The organism is Aestuariispira ectoiniformans (assembly GCF_025136295.1).
GTDB lineage: Bacteria > Pseudomonadota > Alphaproteobacteria > UBA8366 > Aestuariispiraceae > Aestuariispira_A > Aestuariispira_A ectoiniformans.
Genome location: NZ_CP062788.1, coordinates 3888349 through 3904011 on the forward strand (window position 1 = coordinate 3888349; position 15663 = coordinate 3904011).

The following is a 15663-nucleotide window of genomic DNA, read 5'->3' on the forward strand; positions in this document are numbered from 1 at the left end:
GGTAATCAGCCTTTGTCTTTAAAAAGCTCGACCGCCACGGAGTTGATGCAATAGCGCAGCCCCGTGGGGGCCGGACCGTCATCAAATACATGGCCCAGGTGCGATCCGCAATTGCGGCAGGTCACCTCCGTGCGGGTTTTGCCAAGGGAATAGTCTGGAGCTTCCTCAAGGACGTCATCGGAAATGGCAGCGTAAAAGCTGGGCCAGCCGCATCCGGCATCGAATTTGGTTTCCGACCGGAAAAGTGGCTCCCCGCAACAACTGCAGGCATATACCCCCGCATCCCAGGCGTTCCAGTAGGCACCACTGAAAGGCTGCTCTGTACCCTTGTTGCGGCAGACGTCGTATTGCTCCGGGGTCAAATCCGCCTTCCACTGCGCGTCGGTCTTGGTCACCTTTCTAGTCATTTCCTATGTGTTCCAATTCCCTGACCTGGACCAGAAGACGATGCATCGGCCCGTCTGCAATCCCCAATTCATCCAACGACTGTACGGTGTTTTCGAGATATTCCGCACATCGCCCGATACGGCCTTCGGCCTCCGCGATCATGCGCGCAATGGTCTCCTGCGGCAAACCTTTTACGTAACGTTCATAGGTGCGGTTCATTACGAATGTGATGGCCGGAACCGGCCCTCGTTCCGTATGCATGGTGACCCAGGTCGGGCAATAGCCGTCGGCCACCATTTCCCGTGACCAGACCACATCCAACTCCTCTTCCAGATTGCCGGGATCAACCCGAAAGGCAATGCCCTGACAGGAACCGCCATAATCCAGGCCCAGCACCAGTCCCGGCTTGTCGGGCGATCCACGGCCGATGAAGGTTTTCAGGCAAAAAGCACGATGATAGCCGTAAATCCGGCCACGCAGACGATCCACATGATGAAAAGCCGGGTTCCACATCAGCGAACCATAGCCGAAGACCCAGACATCGTTAACACCGGGCGGGCGGGCAGCCAGCGTTTTCTTGCGGCTGGCAATCCGTTCTTCCAGGCTCAGCCGACGGATCAGCCCCAGCCGTTCACCTTCTTCAGCGATCTCCTGAACAATGCCATTGCGGATACTGTCCCTATTTAAAACCACGCTTTTCCTGTCCCCTAAAACCCTGAAAACATCTTAGGGAAACTGTCTGTTTAATCAAAGGCAAAGGACCGCATGGACGCAGCCGGACCGCGAAAACTGTTGTGAATTGTGCGACCTGATACGCCGTCCCCAGCCCCGGCAGCAACCAGAAGGGGCACGAAATGCTCATCTGAGGGATGGGCGCGACGATAGTCGGGATGGCGGTTAGCTTCCCGCAGTCCATCCCAATCGCCGGCCTTGATGAGCGCAGCAATATCACGGTCAAAACGGGCGGCATAATCAAACGGCTCCCGGTCATACTGACCGAGGCTGCCGAACAGGTCCCGCAGGTTGTGGGTCATGGTGCCGCTGGCGATGATCAGCACGCCATCATCCCGCAAGGGCCGCAAGGCCTCTCCCAATTTCCAGTGGTGGTCAAAGCCAAGGCCCGGTTGCACCGATAGCTGCGCCACCGGAATATCCGCATCCGGGAACATCAGCATCAACACATTCCACGCCCCGTGGTCCAATCCCCGCGTTGGATCTGTTGCAAGACCAGCGGGAATATTCAAGCCGGCCAACCGTTCCGCCAGATACGGCGCACCTGGGGCCGGGTATTTCATCTCATAGAGTTCCGGGGCAAAACCGCCAAAGTCATAGATCGTTTCAGGCAATTCAGCCGTGGATATGGTCGGGCGGTCCGTCACCCAATGGGCGGAAACAAACAGGATTGCATCCGGCCGGGGAATGGAAGCCCCGAGTGCCCCCATGAATTGCCCTGCCTCGCGCGGGTCCAGCACCAGGTCCGGCCCCGCATGGCTGATGAAATAGGCAGCGTGACGGTTACTCATTCGCCGCGTCCCCTGGGCAGGTCGATCAGGATCAATTCCACATCGTCGCGCGCCGTAATAGCCAGCTCCCCTTCGTCCCTGACGACGACACCATCGCGGGCGGACACCGGTTCGTCATTCAGCAGGAAGCTGCCCCGTGCCGCCACCAGATAGGCCTGCCGGTTTGCACGCAAGACATGTGTCACCACCTCTCCGGGCGCCAGCGTCGCCGCGAACAGGGTTGCATCCTGGTCGATGGGGGCGGCATCGGAATATTCCGCCTGCCCGGACGCAAGAGCCGTCAGACGACCATCATTGTGTCCTTTTGGAAACTGCCGGGTTTCCCAGCGGGGTTTCAGGTTGCTGGTACGCGGCATGATCCAGATCTGGAAAAGTGTCGTTTCCTCGTCTTCCAGATTATGTTCGGAATGGAAGATGCCCGACCCTGCGCTCATAACCTGAATGTCACCAGCCTCGGTCCGGCCCACATTGCCCATGCTGTCGCGATGAGTGATCGCACCGGTCCGCACATAGGTGATGATTTCCATATCCCGGTGCGGATGCATGTCAAAGCCGGTGCCCGGCTGTATCCGGTCGTCGTTCCAGACACGCAAGGGGCCGACGTGCACGCGGGACGGATCGTAATATTCGCCAAAGCTGAAATGATGGTGCGCATCCAGCCAACCGAAATTGGCGTGTCCAAGGCTATCGAAATTCCTTATTTCAACTCCCATGACATCCTCCTTAAGCACCACGTCCATGCGGCACTGTAAAATCAATATCCGGTCCCGTGGGAACGATGCCGGTTGGATTGATCGTCCCATGGCTCTCATAATAATGGCGTTTGATGTGATCCATATTCACCGTCTCCGCGACACCCGGCATCTGGTACAACTCCCGAGTGAAGCCCCAGAGATTGGGATAGTCCGCAATACGCCGGATGTTGCATTTGAAATGTCCGACATAGACCGGATCGAAGCGCAGTAAAGTGGTGAACAGCCGCCAATCCGCTTCCGTCAGGCGGTCACCAGCCAGATAGCGGTTTTCACCCAACCGCGCCTCCAATATGTCCAGAGCCGAAAAAAGCGCATTGACCGCTTCTTCATAAGCCTCCTGGGAGGTGGCAAATCCGGCCTTGTAGACACCGTTATTCACCTTGTCATAAACGAAGGCATTTACGGTATCGATCTCCTGGCGCAGGTCTTCCGGATAATAGTCGCCGGACATCGCACCAACACCGTCAAAGGCACTGTTGAACATACGGATGATTTCCGCCGATTCATTGGAGACGATGGTGTTCTCCTGCTTGTCCCACAGCACCGGCACGGTTACGCGCCCGCTGTATTGGGGATCGGCGGCGGTGTAGACCTGATGCATGAAGTCGGCGTTATTCACCGTATCCGCCAGCACACCCTGCCCGTCTGCAAAGGTCCAGCCGTTGTCGGCCATATACCAATGCGCGGCAGACAGGGAGATCACATCGTCCAGCCCCTTGAGCTTGCGGAAGATCAGCGTCCGATGGGCCCAGGGACAGGCATAGGAGACATAGAGGTGATAGCGGCTTGGCTCTGCCTTGAAGCCGCCCTCACCGCTTGGGCCGGGCTCGCCGTCGGCGGTCACCCAGTTGCGGAACTGGCTGTCCTTGCGGACGAATTTTCCGCCGGTGGATTTGGTGTCATACCACTGATCCACCCACTGACCGTCGACGAGCTTGCCCATAATCTGTCTCCTATGCCTTGCTTGGTTCTTTGCCTATCGAACGTTAGGCCGCCAGGGCCCCGGTTGCCTCGGAGATGGCATTGCGTGCGGCTTCCAGGCTTTTCTCACGGACTTCGTCGCCCATCGCCAGGCCATGACCGTGGATGAAGGTCACGTCGGTGATACCGACAAAGCCCAGGACCGTTTTGATATAGGGCGCCTGAATGTCCATGGCAGCCGCCGGGCTGGTTTCGCTGTAGTCACCACCGCGGGCAGTAATCACATAGACCTTCTTGCCACCCAGCAGGCCCTGCGGACCGTTTTCGGTATACTGGAAGGTCTCTCCGACACGGGCAACGTGGTCGAACCAGGTTTTCAGGGAGGACGAGATGCCGAAATTATGCATCGGAGCACCGATCACGATCACATCGGCATTCTTCAACTCGGAAATCAGGGTATCGGACAGGGCCACAGCCAGTTTCTGTTCCGCACTGCGATTTTCTGCGGGGGTATAGAATGCGCCGATTGTGGTCTGGTCCAGATGCGGCGGCGGCGTGGCACCCAGGTCACGGTTGACAACAGTCAAATCACCCAACTGGGAGGCCAGCGTGTCTGCGAATTCCTTGCTCAAACCGCGGGTAACGGATGCGTCCAGGTTCGGGCTGCTGTTTACAACGAGAAGATTGGTCATGGCTTTGGTCCTTTGCGTTTCCGGGAAACTTCCCGTCTTGTGTGTCTCTTAAGAACCAATATATTGTTGCCACATAAATGATAAACAGGCAGATTAGAAACTGTTTGTTTCCCCATGAATGATAATATGGCGCCGCTATGGACAAATTGAATGGGATGGTGGTTTTCGCTGCCGTCGTTGAAACAGGCAGCTTCACCGCCGCCGCCCGCGAATTGGGTCAGTCAAAATCAGCCGTCAGCAAACAGGTCTCCAAACTGGAGGACCGTCTGGGTGCGCGGCTTTTACATCGCACGACCCGCCAGTTGACACTGACCGATGTGGGCCAGGCTTTTTACGAACGTTGCCAACGCATTGTAGAGGAGGCCGAAGAGGCCGAACTGGCCGTAACCACCATGCAGCAATGCCCGCAGGGACGCCTGAAGCTATCCCTGCCGCACAGCTATGGCGGACGGCATATCACGCCGATCCTGCCCATATTCATGGAGCGCTATCCCGATATCACGGTTGATATATCTTTCAACGACCGCCGCGTCGATCTGTTGGAAGAAGGGTTCGATCTGGCGGTTCGCGTCGGAATTCTGCAGGATTCCAGCCTGATCGCCCGCAAAATCACAGAGGTCCGAAGCCATGTGATCAGTGCACCGTCCTATTGGGACAAAAACGGCAGGCCCACCCATCCGCAGGAACTGGCAGACCACAACTGCTTCACCTACGCCAATATCGACACCCCGAATATCTGGCGCTTCCCGCAGGCCGGCGGCGGAGATATATCCGTCCGCGTCGATGGACGCCTGCACAGCAACAACGGCGACGCCACACTGGAAGCTGTGAAGGCCGGGCTTGGCGTCGCCCGCCTTCCCACCTTCTTTTTCTGCGAAAATGAACTGAAATCCGGCGACCTGGAAGAAGTGCTGTCAGATTACTCCCAGGCACGCATGGGCGTCTACGCGGTCTATCCACATGCCCGCCATCTGACCACCAAGGTCCGCGTCTTCATCGACTTTCTCGTAGAACAACTGGCGAAAAGCTATGAGGATGTTCTTTAGGCCGACAAGGAATCTTTAACCCCTGCGACTTAGATTGACGAGGTTGACAATTCGCCCGACTTGGAGCCGATTTTGAACTCATGAAGTCTCTGCTTACAATTTTCTGTACAGCAATACTGACTGTGTCGAGCTTGGCGCAGGCTGACGAGGCAGGCCTGATTACATTCGGCTTCAACGATGCAAGCGCCTATCCCTATCTTGCGGGCACAGGTACGGAGCTTGCCAGTCCGCCCGGATTGTCCGTGGAACTGGTCCAATATGTCGCTGACCGGCTCGACCTGCCGATCCGCTTTGAGCGCCAGCCCGGCATGCGTGTCCTGCACAGCCTCCGCGTCGGCAAGCTGGATGGCGCCTTCCTGTTCTCCTATCGCAAGGCACGCGAGGAATTCGGTGTCTACCCCATGTCGGACGGCAAGCCCGATGCCAACCAGCGCCTCGCGACCCTGGGCTATACCCTCTACAAGCGACCAAAGACCCGAATTAACTGGGATGGTAAAAAATTCACGGGTTTCACAGGCCGGATCGCAGCGAACCTGAATTATTCGATTGTCGCGGACCTGCGTAAACTGGGGATCACGGTCACGGAAGGACGCTCCACCGCACAAAGCTTTCGAATGTTGTTCGCCGATCGTGTGGATGCTGTGGCCGACCAGGAGACCATCGCCGATTCCTACCTGACAACCATTGATCACCCTATGTTGGAGAAGGTCACCCCGCCTCTGTCGAAGAAGGCTTATTTCCTGCTATTCAGCCACCAGTTCATGCGCGAACATGCCGATATCGCCCGACGGTTCTGGTCAGAAATCGCACGAACACGCGACAGGTTCACTGACAGGATAGCCTATCGTTACGCCAACGGAGCGCCCGCCGACTAGATGGCAAACTCATAAGCGATCTGTTCTTCCGCCGGATCAGGGGCCACATCATATATGTTCCTGAGTTCCGCCTGCGGCAGGGGCCGCCCCAGCAGATAACCCTGCGCCTCGTGACAGCCTTCTTTTTCAAGCAGGGCAATCTGCCCACTGGTCTCCACACCTTCCGCCAGAACCGGAATATCAAGACTGCGGCTCAGGGCCAGAACGGCGCGAATGATCGCCCTCGCCTGCTTGCTTTCCTCCAGTTCAATGACAAAAGACCGGTCCAGTTTGATCTTGTCGAAAGGAAAAGACCGCAACGTGTCCAGGGAGGAATAGCCCGTCCCGAAATCGTCCAGCGCGATGGAGACACCCAGTTTCCTGATCTGCTTCAAGATAGCGAGAGAACGCTCCTTGTCCTCGATGATCGTTGTTTCCGTCAATTCAAGCTCAAGCCGATCAGCAGGCAACCCGCTTTCCGCCAGGACTTCCTGAACCCGTTCCGGCAGACAGGAATGGTTGAATTGTGCGGGCGACAGGTTGACCGCCACTTTATAGGGCTGATCCCAGGCCGAGGCATCCAGGCAGGCCTGCCGCAGCACCCAGTCCCCCAGTTCGACGATCAGGCCATTCTCCTCGGCCAGCGGAATAAAATCGGAAGGAGGGATGACGCCTTTCCGCGGATGCACCCATCGCAGTAACGCTTCAAAACCGCAGACTTCACCTGAATTGACACGGGTCTGAACCTGGTAATGAAGCTGCAATTCGCCATTATCCACAGCCTGCCGCAAATCCGCTGCCAGTGCCCGGCGCGCCCGGACAGTCTCGTCCATGGACTGCTCATAGAAACACACGGTTCTGTTTCTGTCGGCCTTGGCGCGATACATGGCCAGCGTCGTATTATTCACAAGACCCTCGCGGCAGTCCGCATCGTCCGGATAGAAGGACACGCCTAGACTCGCCTGCAGTGAAAGCCCATGGCCTTCCAGCCGTACCTCCCGGGACAGAGCCCCTTCAAGGCGCGACAGAAATTCATCCAGACTGCCATGATCGTGCTGGCGATAGACGGCGGCAAACTCATCCCCGCCAACCCGCGCAACAAATTCGCCGTCGCGCAGCAAAGCCGCCAGCCGCCGCGCAACGACCTGGAGAACGGCGTCACCAATCGCATGGCCCTTCAAGTCATTTATTTCCTTGAATGAATCCAGATCAATACTGACCAGCGCAAGCCGCCCCCCGGTCTCCCGCGCCAGATAGATTTCATGGTCGAGATGCGCATTGAAGCTGCTGCGGTTCGGCAGGCCGGTCAGATTGTCGTTCATCGCCATCTGCATCAGTTGCTGATGAGATTCCGCACGGACCTGATCATCAATGAGATAACTGACCATCCCTGCCCCGGTAATGATCAGGGTCACCACAGCAACAGCAAGGGCAAGGGCCTCCATCGCCTGTGGGTTTGTGTAGGCGAGGTCAATCAGGATCGGTTGAATTTCAAGCGCCGTCATGGCTGTGAAATGCAGACTGACAATACCGACCACCAACGACACGGTCGCGGCGGCCTTGTTTATGCCGGACGACACGCGCATGGCGAAAGACATGGACAGCGCACAGAAAACGACAGCCATGACAATGGAGGCCACCAGGTATGTCATGTCCCAGCCGACGAACCCCTGGACACGATAGGCCAACATGCCTGTGTAATGCATGGTGGAAACAGCCGTCCCGACCACGGCCCCGCCGATCAGTGGCATCGGGCGAAAAACCGCCCCTGCCGCCAGGACAAAGCCAATGCAGGTGCCAATCATGGCAACCAGGAGCGAAAGAATGGTGAGAATGGGGTCCAGATCCACCGGCGCGCCCGGCGCATAGGCCAGCATCGCGATGAAATGCGTGCACCAGATTGAGGACCCGCCCCCGACAGCCGTCAGAAAATGCCAGCCGATCTGCTGCATCCCCTTGGCAGTTGCTGCGCGCTGAAAAAGCCTGATCGTCGCCCAGGAACCAGCGGCACAGACAGCCGCGGCAACCAGGACCAGCCAGATATTATGGTCATAATATATGCAGCCAATAACTTTCAGCATGATGGAAACGCTGACCTAAACTCCACTTTTTTTTACGGTATCCGGCGATACCCCTACTGCCTCCTCCGGCGCCCCTTTGCACGGATGCTAATTCACGACAGTAGGGGCTGTATAAATATAATTCCATACCAAAAGGTTAATTTTCCCAAAAAACCATAGACTTTACTATGGTATTCCATTCACCCTCTAAAAAAGAGGGCGGACCGATCAGGCCCGCCCCGGAGAGGCTTCTTGGGAGGGAGAAAATTTACTGCACGGTCGTTTCGGCCTTGGGCAGGCCTTTCACTTCCTTCAGGGTCATATCGACGGACAGGGCGTTGTCATCGGCCAAGGCCAGCTTCTGGATGGGCAGTGACACCGGCTTGGCACCGAACCCGAAGAAACCGCCCACGCCGACGATCACATGGGTAATGTGATTATCCTTGTCCACCAGCAGGTCGTTCACATCACCGGCTTCTTCGCCGTCGGCAGTGACGATCTTACGGCCCAGAATTTCATCCTTCGGCAATTGCGCAACCGGGTTCATGGGCGCGGCCGGTTTCTCAGCCTGGGTATTGACTTTTTCTACCGGAACAGAGGCGTTGGCCGCCGCATTGAGGTCTTCGGACACCGGCAGTTTTTCTTCCGCCGCGTCGTTGATTTCCATCTCGTCTGTCATACGGACAGTATCGGCATCATTAATCGTCGTTTCCGCCATTGCCGGCAGAGCGAATGCGATCGCCAGTGCGGAGATACTCGTAAGAACAGTTTTCCGCATAATATCCTCCTTGCGGTCAGGTTTGGTTGATCAGCATCCCTCACGTTTCGTGACAGGCAATAAGCCAGCGAAACGGTCAGATTTGGCGGCAGGATTTTGACGATTTTGAGAAAGTTACGGCAATTTTCGGGCAACCCTTTCTGCCAACCCGTCCAGGCTTGCAAAAAAAAGAGGCGGACATGCTGGCCCGCCTCAGTTCGCCTCTTGCCACTGGGAGACAAGGTTAATCCGTTTTGCCCGTATATTCGGGCAGGCCTTCCAATTCCTCCTGGGTCATACTGACGTATAGCGACTTGCCTTCGGCCAGTGAAATGTCCTTCATGGGAACAGACACCGTCTTTTCGCCGAAGCCCATGAAACCGCCAACATCCATCAGGACGGAGACAATAGCCTTGTCCTTGTCCAGGATGAGGTCGCTGACTTCACCGGCGCGATAGCCATCCGATGTCAGGACTTTTCGACCAAGAATATCGTCGGCGGCCATATCCGCTCCCCGCGGGCCCACCTTTTCCATCAGCGTTTGCGTGTTCCCTTCCGAAGGGCCGGACGCCGTCATGAGACCATCATCCACGCTGTCTGCGACCGCCCAGAACTCCCCCATGGGTTCATAGGATGGAAGACGCGCCAGTTCTGGGTCAGACAATGACGTCAGCAGGGCATCCCGTTCCTTCGGCGCAGGGTGCAACGACTTAACAGGCAGGGCGATATATTTGCCCTCCATACGCAGATCAACCACCACATGGGTCACGCGGTTGTTTTCCGGATTGATCAACAGGTCTTCCACCCAACCGATGGTCACCCTGTTCCGGTTCAACACATTGCTGTCCAGATAACGGGTAATGGTGCCCAGATCGTCACCCTTCACATCCATCGTGCCTTCGACTTCGCGATAGGAGAAAAAGCCGCTGTCATCTTCCTGAACACCGGGTTTCGGCGAGGCTTGCTCCGCCGCTGCCGGCAGGGCCAGACCAAGGGCCAAAACAGAAATCGTCGTGAGCAGTAACTTCCGCATCGTAACCTCCTTGCGATAAGGTATGGGCGACAAGGTTTAGACCAGCATCCCTCACAGTTCTTGGCGTACTATAGTATGTAATCAACAAGAACCTTACGCCACCGGATGACGTATACGCAAGACTTATTGCAACCTATAAGAGAATTTTATCCGCCCAGGCGCTGGCGGAACGGCCAGGCAAGTACCACCAGGAAGCAGCCCCCGCCCATGACCAGCAACAACCCCGGCGCGCCAATTGTCTGCATCGCCGCCCCTGTCGCCGGGCCGCCCGTCATGATCCCGATCTCAAAACACATGATGAAAGCAGCATTCGCGGCAGCCAGACCGCCACTCTTGAAACGTTGCCCCAGGATCGACAGGGCCACGCTGTAAAGCCCCATCATGAAACCGCCTGCGCAGAAAAGGGCCAGCCAGAAGACCGGCGTCCCCGGCCCTGCCAGCCACATCACAAGGGCCGTCAGGCTGCTCAACCCCGCCATGACGGCAAGGACCGCCGACTTGTCCATCCGGTCCGCAATCCAGCCGACCGGTGCCTGCAGGACAAGGGCGCCAATCAGATGCACCGAAGGCAGCAAAACCGCCACGCCTTCATCTATACCGACCAACAGCCCGTATAGCGACAGCATCGACCAGGCAGCACCGTCAGCAACACCTGCCATTGCCCCGGCCAGAAGTAGGAAGACGGCAGCCTTCACCACCGTCCGCATGGCAATCCGGCCCTCTCCCTGAAAAGACGGGGCGGCGTTATGGGCAAGTGCGATCGGCACAATCGAGAGCAGCGTCAGCCCCACCACCGCCCAGAACGGCACTGTCCCTTCCAGGCCCGTCAATTGAAGAACCAGCGGTCCCACAGCAGCACTGCCCGCAAAAAGCGCCGCATAAAGCGCAATAAGTCGGCCACGCAGATGCTCAGGCGATGCTTTACTGATCCAGATTTCCTCGCCGATCCAAAGCAGCGCCACACCAATGCCGAGGACAAAACGAAAGAAGAACCAGGCGATCAGATTTTCCCAATAGGCCATACCGATCAGGGAAACGCAGAACAGGGCGACACCCACATAAAGTACATTAGGCAGGTAAAAGTGGGCCAGAAGCGGTTGCATCCGCACCGCAACGATGAAAATCGCAACGGAGCTGGCCGCCGCATTCAGGCCGATCCAGAAAGGCTCCACGCCCCAGCTTTCCATGCGCAGAGGCAACAGGGGCATGATCATGCCCACCGCAACCCCGAACAGGCCTGCGGCAATGATCGAGCAAATCACCCCAAAGAACTGGCGACGCTCTGCATCCGCGTGAACAGCCACCTGCATCCTCAACACTCCAAGCAAGAAAACCGGAGAAACCGGACCTAGCGCCCGACGGCGTATCCCTGCATTCCCCGCGGATTGGCCGCCGCCCGCATGACACCATCGGTCCAGCTTGCCGCAGACATCCGCCCTTCGGACCAGTCCGCCCCCACGGCCACATCGTGGCCACGGCGCTTCAATTCCGCGATAACTTCCGCGTCGAAACGCCCTTCCATCACCAGACGGCCCGGCGAGGCCTGACGCGGATAGAAGGACCCTGGGAAATGTTCAATATGGAAGCTGGGGCAATCAATCGCTTCCTGCAGGTTCATACCGTGATGGATATGGCGCAGCAGGAAGATCAACTGCCACTGGTCCTGCTGGTCGCCACCCGGCGTGCCATAAGGCATATAGGCCTTGCCATCTTTCAGCGCCAGGGACGGCGTCAGCGTTGTACGCGGGCGTTTGCCCGGCACGAGGCTGGCGGCTGTTCCTTCGTCCAACCAGGCCATCTGCGCCCTTGTGCCCAGAGGGAAACCCAGTTTCGGGATCACCGGGGAGCTTTGCAGCCAGCCGCCGCTGGGCGTGGCGGAAACCATATTGCCCCAACGGTCAATCACATCCAGATGACAGGTATCACCCACATGCAGCTTCGGCCCCGCACCGGGACCTGCCGTCGGTTCACCGCCGCCGAAGCCATCCAACTGATCCGCCGGCAAGCGACGCGCCACCGCGCCATCGTAATCCACAACACCACCAAAGCCCTCGACCGTTCCCGGACGGAATTCCATGCTGGCCTCCTCGCCGATCAGCTTGCGCCGTTCCGCGTTATACTCCTCGGACAAAAGCACGTCCAAGGGCACGTCGATGAAGTCCGGATCACCATAGAAAGCCTCACGATCGGCATAGGAAAGCTTCATCGCCTCCACGATGGTGTGGATGAAGTCCGCCCCCCTGGGGTCCATCTTCTCCAGCCCGGCGTCCTTCAACAGCGCCAGCGACTGAAGCTGCACCGGCCCCTGGCTCCAGGGGCCGCATTTCAGTACCGTGTGGCCGTGATAATCCATGCTGACCGGGTCCTCGTAAGAGGCCGACCATTTGCCCATGTCATCAGCCGTCAGGAAGCCGGTATTTTTCTGGCCGGTCACATCGAAATGGGGCTCCTCCCGGCAGAAGCGGTCGATTTCCTCCGCCACGAATCCACGTGACCATGCATCGCGCGCCGCATCCACCTGGGCTTTACGATCAGCCCCGGCGGCCTCCCCGATCTCCAAAAGACGCCGCCAGGTTTCCGCCAGAGCCGGATTTTTGTACAGCGACTGCGGTTCCGGAAGCGTCCCGTCAGGCATATAAATCGCAGCATTGGCGGGCCAATGTTCCGTCAGCAGCCTTTCCGCGGCGCGCAGGATATCCACCGCACCCGCAGGAATCGGGCACCCCTCTTCCGCATAATGAATTGCCGGTTCCATCACATCGCGCAAGGACAGGCTGCCATAGTCGCGGAACATCAACATCCAGGCGTCGAACGCCCCCGGCACAACCGCCGCCAGAAGGCCGGTACCCGGTACAATTTCCAGCCCCAGCGCCCGGTAGGCATCGATCGTCGCCTTTTCAGGCAACGGTCCCTGTCCGCAGACCACCCGGTTCTTGCCGGTTTTGGCGTCATGAATAATCAAGGGAACGTCCCCGGCCGGGCCATTCATATGCGGTTCACAAACCTGCAGCATCAGCCCCGCGGCGGTCGCCGCATCAAAGGCATTGCCATCACGTTCCAGCAAGCGCATCGCCACCTGGCTTGCCAGCCAATGGGTAGATGCTGCCATCCCGAAAGTCCCGCGCAATTCCGGCCGTGTCGTGAACATGATCGCTCCCCGATTAATTCGAAAATTTTATAATTGTACGCTAATGCAACTAGCGAAGGTTGCCGAAACCCCTAGAACTGGCAAGGAAATTCTGTTGTGCCCAATGATCGGCAATGCCCCATGGACAGCCCCAACGCTTGCCTATACCAAAGATAGACGAAATCCATTCACTTTTGGGCTGGGATTTTCCTCCAATGGCAAAACAGGCGACACAAGCCACCTCGACCCCCGACACAACGGCGGCGGGCGTTGCCTATGTGCTGGCCAGTATCCTCTGTTTTTCAGCCATGGACGTGATGATCAAACATCTGGGCGGCGACTATCCCGTGGTCCAGATCATCTTCTTCCGCTGTTTTGTCGCGATGTTCCCGATTTTCTTCCTGATCCACCGTGCCGGTGGTTTCAAGGTTCTGAAAACCGACCGCCTGCATACGCATCTTCTGCGCGCCACTTTCGGGATGAGCGCCATGTTCTGCGTATTCAATGCCTTTGTAAAATTGCCCCTGGCCGATGCGGTCACCATCATCTTTTCCGCGCCGCTCGCCATGACCGCGCTGTCCGTGCCCTTCCTCGGGGAAAAAGTCGGCCTTCATCGCTGGTCTGCCGTATTTCTTGGGTTCATCGGGGTGATCGTAATCGTCAATCCGGGCGGCGGTGTTTTTGAAATCGGCGCCCTCTACGCTGTCGGGGCCGCCCTTTTCATGGCCATGGCGATGATCACCGTTCGCCGCCTCAGCAGAACGGAACATTCGGTTTCGATCACATTCTACTTCACCTCCGCCGGTGTGGTCGTCTCCGGCATCGCCCTGTTCTTCTCCGGTTGGGTTATGCCCAGCTGGCAAGATTTACTGATGTTGAGCTCTGTTGGCATATTGGGCGGCATTGCCCAGTATTTCAAAACCCAGGGCTTCCGGATGGCGGAAATCGCCGTGGTTGCACCGCTGGAATATACCCAGATGGTCTGGATTGCGGCACTGGCCTTTTTCATCTTTGGCGAAGTACCGGACGTCAGGCTCTGGATCGGCGGTGCGATCATCATCAGCAGCGGGCTCTACATGCTGCACCGTGAAACCCGCAAGGCAGGCACCCGCCTGCCCCGTCTGCGCGGCACGAACAGCTAACCGTCCTTAAAGGGCAACGGGCTTTTCCATCCGCGCATAGGTGGGGTGATCATAGCCCTTGTGGGCGTGAAGGGAGACTTCACGAAAGCCCCGGCTGGCGAACAGCTTCCGGTTCTTGTCAAGCGACAGCCGCACATTCAGCGCAACCTTCCCCACCCCTTGCCCCTTTGCGGCGCGTTCCACATGGGCAATCAGCCGTTTGGCAATGCCACGGTTGTAGCAGTCAGGGTCAACGGACAGGCGATAGAGATAACAGGCATCCCCTTCCTGCCTAAAAAAGACGCAGCCGACTATTTTTCCGGCATCGTCGCAGACGGCCACATCCACCTTGCCCAAGCTGTCACGGATGGCATCAAGCGTCGCCTGACCGGCACTCGATGGCGGGTCGATCTTGCCTGCCAGGGTCGCGAAAGCCTTGCGATAGACCGTGTAGATGGCTTCGGCATCGTCAAGCCGGGCAGGCCGGATAAGAAACTGTGTGAGTGCCGTCATGAAAATTTTCCCCAGTCGGGACATCCCGATGATGTCCGCCCTTGGGGAGTACAGCAAGAGAAATGCCAAATTGATGGTGTTAGCGCGCCCGGCGGCGGCGGCGTGGCCTGAGGTCGCTTTCACTGACGCGACCGGCAGCAATGCGGCGCTGTTTGAGTTCCTGCAGGATGGCATAGCGGGTTTCGTTATCGGACCGGAACCAGACGCGGATTTCCTCAATAGTGCGCAGACAGCCCTCGCAGTATTTCCGCTCGCTGTCCATCTTGCACACACCCACGCAGGGCGACGGGATATCGGGCAGAGTCGCCATCATCGTCCTCTCATTCCATCCATATTGGCAAATAAGCCAGAATGGTCCCGCCTTCAAGCATAACAGCGACAGAAGCAGCACCAAAACGACAAGCCGCCACAGTTGTTATTTCGATAATTCCGGTAATATGGTTGACAACAGCAAATTCCTGCTTCATATTTCGACAATGATCGAATTAGACCACGCTGCAGATTGTTTGGACGCCTTGGGCAACCCCACCCGGTTAATGCTTTACCGGTTGCTGGTGCGCGCGGGCGTCGATGGCAAGGCGGTTGGCAAGTTGCAGGAAGCGCTGGATATTCCTGCCTCGACCCTGACCCACCACCTGAAACATCTGGAACTGGTCGGCCTGGTCAAGCGCGAGAAAGTGGGCACCACCCATATGTGCCGCGCCGATTACCAGGAGATGGACGAGTTGATCCTGTTTCTGGCGGAAAATTGCTGCAAGGACGGCAAACACCCGCATCAGGAAGAGCATGTGGCCCACCATATTCGCGAAGGCGAATAAAGGGCAGAAACACCCAAGGTTAGAGCGCAACAAGGCGCGGGACTGAAAGGATAGCG

Annotated in this window: 17 protein-coding genes; 4 read left to right on the forward strand and 13 right to left on the reverse strand. The window is 57.5% G+C overall.

Going from position 1 to position 15663, the window contains the following annotated elements:
• Positions 1-5 precede the first annotated feature (5 nt).
• From msrB to IF205_RS18305, 6 genes are read right to left on the reverse strand one after another with little or no spacing between them, the layout of a single operon-like run.
• Complete coding sequence (msrB, locus tag IF205_RS18280) at positions 6-407, reverse strand: peptide-methionine (R)-S-oxide reductase MsrB (RefSeq protein WP_259780789.1); 402 nt, start codon at positions 405-407, stop codon at positions 6-8.
• Positions 400-1080 carry a gamma-glutamylcyclotransferase gene (locus IF205_RS18285; protein ID WP_259780790.1) on the reverse strand — a complete coding sequence of 227 codons (681 nt, stop codon included), beginning with the start codon at positions 1078-1080 and terminating at the stop codon, positions 400-402. The genes msrB and IF205_RS18285 overlap by 8 nt, the downstream gene beginning before the upstream one ends.
• A gap of 50 nt (positions 1081-1130) precedes the next feature.
• Entirely contained in the window at positions 1131-1910 is a 780-nt protein-coding gene (locus tag IF205_RS18290; protein ID WP_259780791.1) for a DODA-type extradiol aromatic ring-opening family dioxygenase, read from the reverse strand.
• Complete coding sequence (locus IF205_RS18295) at positions 1907-2623, reverse strand: pirin family protein (RefSeq protein WP_259780792.1); 717 nt, start codon at positions 2621-2623, stop codon at positions 1907-1909. The genes IF205_RS18290 and IF205_RS18295 overlap by 4 nt, the downstream gene beginning before the upstream one ends.
• A gap of 10 nt (positions 2624-2633) precedes the next feature.
• A complete protein-coding gene (locus tag IF205_RS18300; RefSeq protein ID WP_259780793.1) occupies positions 2634-3608 on the reverse strand; it encodes a glutathione S-transferase family protein in 975 nt (324 codons plus the stop codon).
• A 43-nt stretch (positions 3609-3651) separates the two neighbouring features.
• Positions 3652-4278: an FMN-dependent NADH-azoreductase gene (locus IF205_RS18305; protein WP_259780794.1), complete on the reverse strand. Its 627-nt coding sequence runs from the start codon at positions 4276-4278 to the stop codon at positions 3652-3654.
• 137 nt (positions 4279-4415) lie between these two features.
• On the opposite strand from IF205_RS18305, the gene IF205_RS18310 reads away from it, so the two are divergent.
• Together IF205_RS18310 and IF205_RS18315 are read left to right on the forward strand one after the other, a co-directional pair.
• Entirely contained in the window at positions 4416-5324 is a 909-nt protein-coding gene (locus IF205_RS18310; RefSeq protein ID WP_259780795.1) for a LysR family transcriptional regulator, read from the forward strand.
• A gap of 122 nt (positions 5325-5446) precedes the next feature.
• A complete protein-coding gene (locus IF205_RS18315; protein WP_259780796.1) occupies positions 5447-6199 on the forward strand; it encodes a substrate-binding periplasmic protein in 753 nt (250 codons plus the stop codon).
• Here IF205_RS18315 and IF205_RS18320 read toward each other — a convergent pair.
• From IF205_RS18320 to IF205_RS18340, 5 genes are all read right to left on the reverse strand, one after another.
• On the reverse strand, positions 6196-8259 hold the full coding sequence (locus tag IF205_RS18320; protein WP_259780797.1) for a putative bifunctional diguanylate cyclase/phosphodiesterase: 2064 nt from the start codon (positions 8257-8259) through the stop codon (positions 6196-6198). The two genes, IF205_RS18315 and IF205_RS18320, sit on opposite strands and share 4 nt — an antisense overlap.
• Positions 8260-8506: 247 nt before the next feature.
• Entirely contained in the window at positions 8507-9016 is a 510-nt protein-coding gene (locus IF205_RS18325) for a PRC-barrel domain-containing protein (protein WP_259780798.1), read from the reverse strand.
• A gap of 223 nt (positions 9017-9239) precedes the next feature.
• Positions 9240-10028, reverse strand: coding sequence for a PRC-barrel domain-containing protein (locus IF205_RS18330; protein ID WP_259780799.1), 789 nt, complete (start codon positions 10026-10028; stop codon positions 9240-9242).
• 146 nt (positions 10029-10174) lie between these two features.
• Positions 10175-11338, reverse strand: coding sequence for an MFS transporter (locus tag IF205_RS18335; RefSeq protein WP_259780800.1), 1164 nt, complete (start codon positions 11336-11338; stop codon positions 10175-10177).
• 38 nt (positions 11339-11376) lie between these two features.
• Entirely contained in the window at positions 11377-13176 is a 1800-nt protein-coding gene (locus IF205_RS18340) for a gamma-glutamyltransferase family protein (protein ID WP_259780801.1), read from the reverse strand.
• 194 nt (positions 13177-13370) lie between these two features.
• Between IF205_RS18340 and IF205_RS18345 the strand changes: the two genes are divergently transcribed.
• Positions 13371-14297 (forward strand): DMT family transporter, encoded by a 927-nt coding sequence (locus tag IF205_RS18345; protein ID WP_259780802.1) that lies wholly within the window; start codon positions 13371-13373, stop codon positions 14295-14297.
• Positions 14298-14303: 6 nt separating this feature from the next.
• Here IF205_RS18345 and IF205_RS18350 read toward each other — a convergent pair whose 3' ends face one another.
• A complete protein-coding gene (locus IF205_RS18350; protein ID WP_259780803.1) occupies positions 14304-14789 on the reverse strand; it encodes a GNAT family N-acetyltransferase in 486 nt (161 codons plus the stop codon).
• Between the two features lie 79 nt (positions 14790-14868).
• Complete coding sequence (locus IF205_RS18355; protein ID WP_259780804.1) at positions 14869-15102, reverse strand: DUF1289 domain-containing protein; 234 nt, start codon at positions 15100-15102, stop codon at positions 14869-14871.
• Positions 15103-15226: 124 nt separating this feature from the next.
• Between IF205_RS18355 and IF205_RS18360 the strand changes: the two genes are divergently transcribed.
• A complete protein-coding gene (locus IF205_RS18360; RefSeq protein ID WP_259780805.1) occupies positions 15227-15607 on the forward strand; it encodes an ArsR/SmtB family transcription factor in 381 nt (126 codons plus the stop codon).
• Positions 15608-15663: the final 56 nt, after the last annotated feature.

Excerpts from the sequence above, each read along its gene's own strand:
- IF205_RS18335 (WP_259780800.1), bottom strand. The coding sequence starts at position 11,338 with ATGCAGGTGGCTGTTCACGCGGATGCAGAGCGTCGCCAGTTCTTTGGG.
- IF205_RS18320 (WP_259780797.1), bottom strand. The coding sequence starts at position 8,259 with ATGCTGAAAGTTATTGGCTGCATATATTATGACCATAATATCTGGCTG.
- IF205_RS18355 (WP_259780804.1), bottom strand. The coding sequence starts at position 15,102 with ATGATGGCGACTCTGCCCGATATCCCGTCGCCCTGCGTGGGTGTGTGC.
- IF205_RS18300 (WP_259780793.1), bottom strand. The coding sequence starts at position 3,608 with ATGGGCAAGCTCGTCGACGGTCAGTGGGTGGATCAGTGGTATGACACC.
- IF205_RS18305 (WP_259780794.1), bottom strand. The coding sequence starts at position 4,278 with ATGACCAATCTTCTCGTTGTAAACAGCAGCCCGAACCTGGACGCATCC.
- IF205_RS18325 (WP_259780798.1), bottom strand. The coding sequence starts at position 9,016 with ATGCGGAAAACTGTTCTTACGAGTATCTCCGCACTGGCGATCGCATTC.
- IF205_RS18290 (WP_259780791.1), bottom strand. The coding sequence starts at position 1,910 with ATGAGTAACCGTCACGCTGCCTATTTCATCAGCCATGCGGGGCCGGAC.
- IF205_RS18350 (WP_259780803.1), bottom strand. The coding sequence starts at position 14,789 with ATGACGGCACTCACACAGTTTCTTATCCGGCCTGCCCGGCTTGACGAT.
- IF205_RS18310 (WP_259780795.1), top strand. The coding sequence starts at position 4,416 with ATGGACAAATTGAATGGGATGGTGGTTTTCGCTGCCGTCGTTGAAACA.
- msrB (WP_259780789.1), bottom strand. The coding sequence starts at position 407 with ATGACTAGAAAGGTGACCAAGACCGACGCGCAGTGGAAGGCGGATTTG.
- IF205_RS18330 (WP_259780799.1), bottom strand. The coding sequence starts at position 10,028 with ATGCGGAAGTTACTGCTCACGACGATTTCTGTTTTGGCCCTTGGTCTG.
- IF205_RS18295 (WP_259780792.1), bottom strand. The coding sequence starts at position 2,623 with ATGGGAGTTGAAATAAGGAATTTCGATAGCCTTGGACACGCCAATTTC.
- IF205_RS18345 (WP_259780802.1), top strand. The coding sequence starts at position 13,371 with ATGGCAAAACAGGCGACACAAGCCACCTCGACCCCCGACACAACGGCG.
- IF205_RS18340 (WP_259780801.1), bottom strand. The coding sequence starts at position 13,176 with ATGTTCACGACACGGCCGGAATTGCGCGGGACTTTCGGGATGGCAGCA.
- IF205_RS18360 (WP_259780805.1), top strand. The coding sequence starts at position 15,227 with ATGGTTGACAACAGCAAATTCCTGCTTCATATTTCGACAATGATCGAA.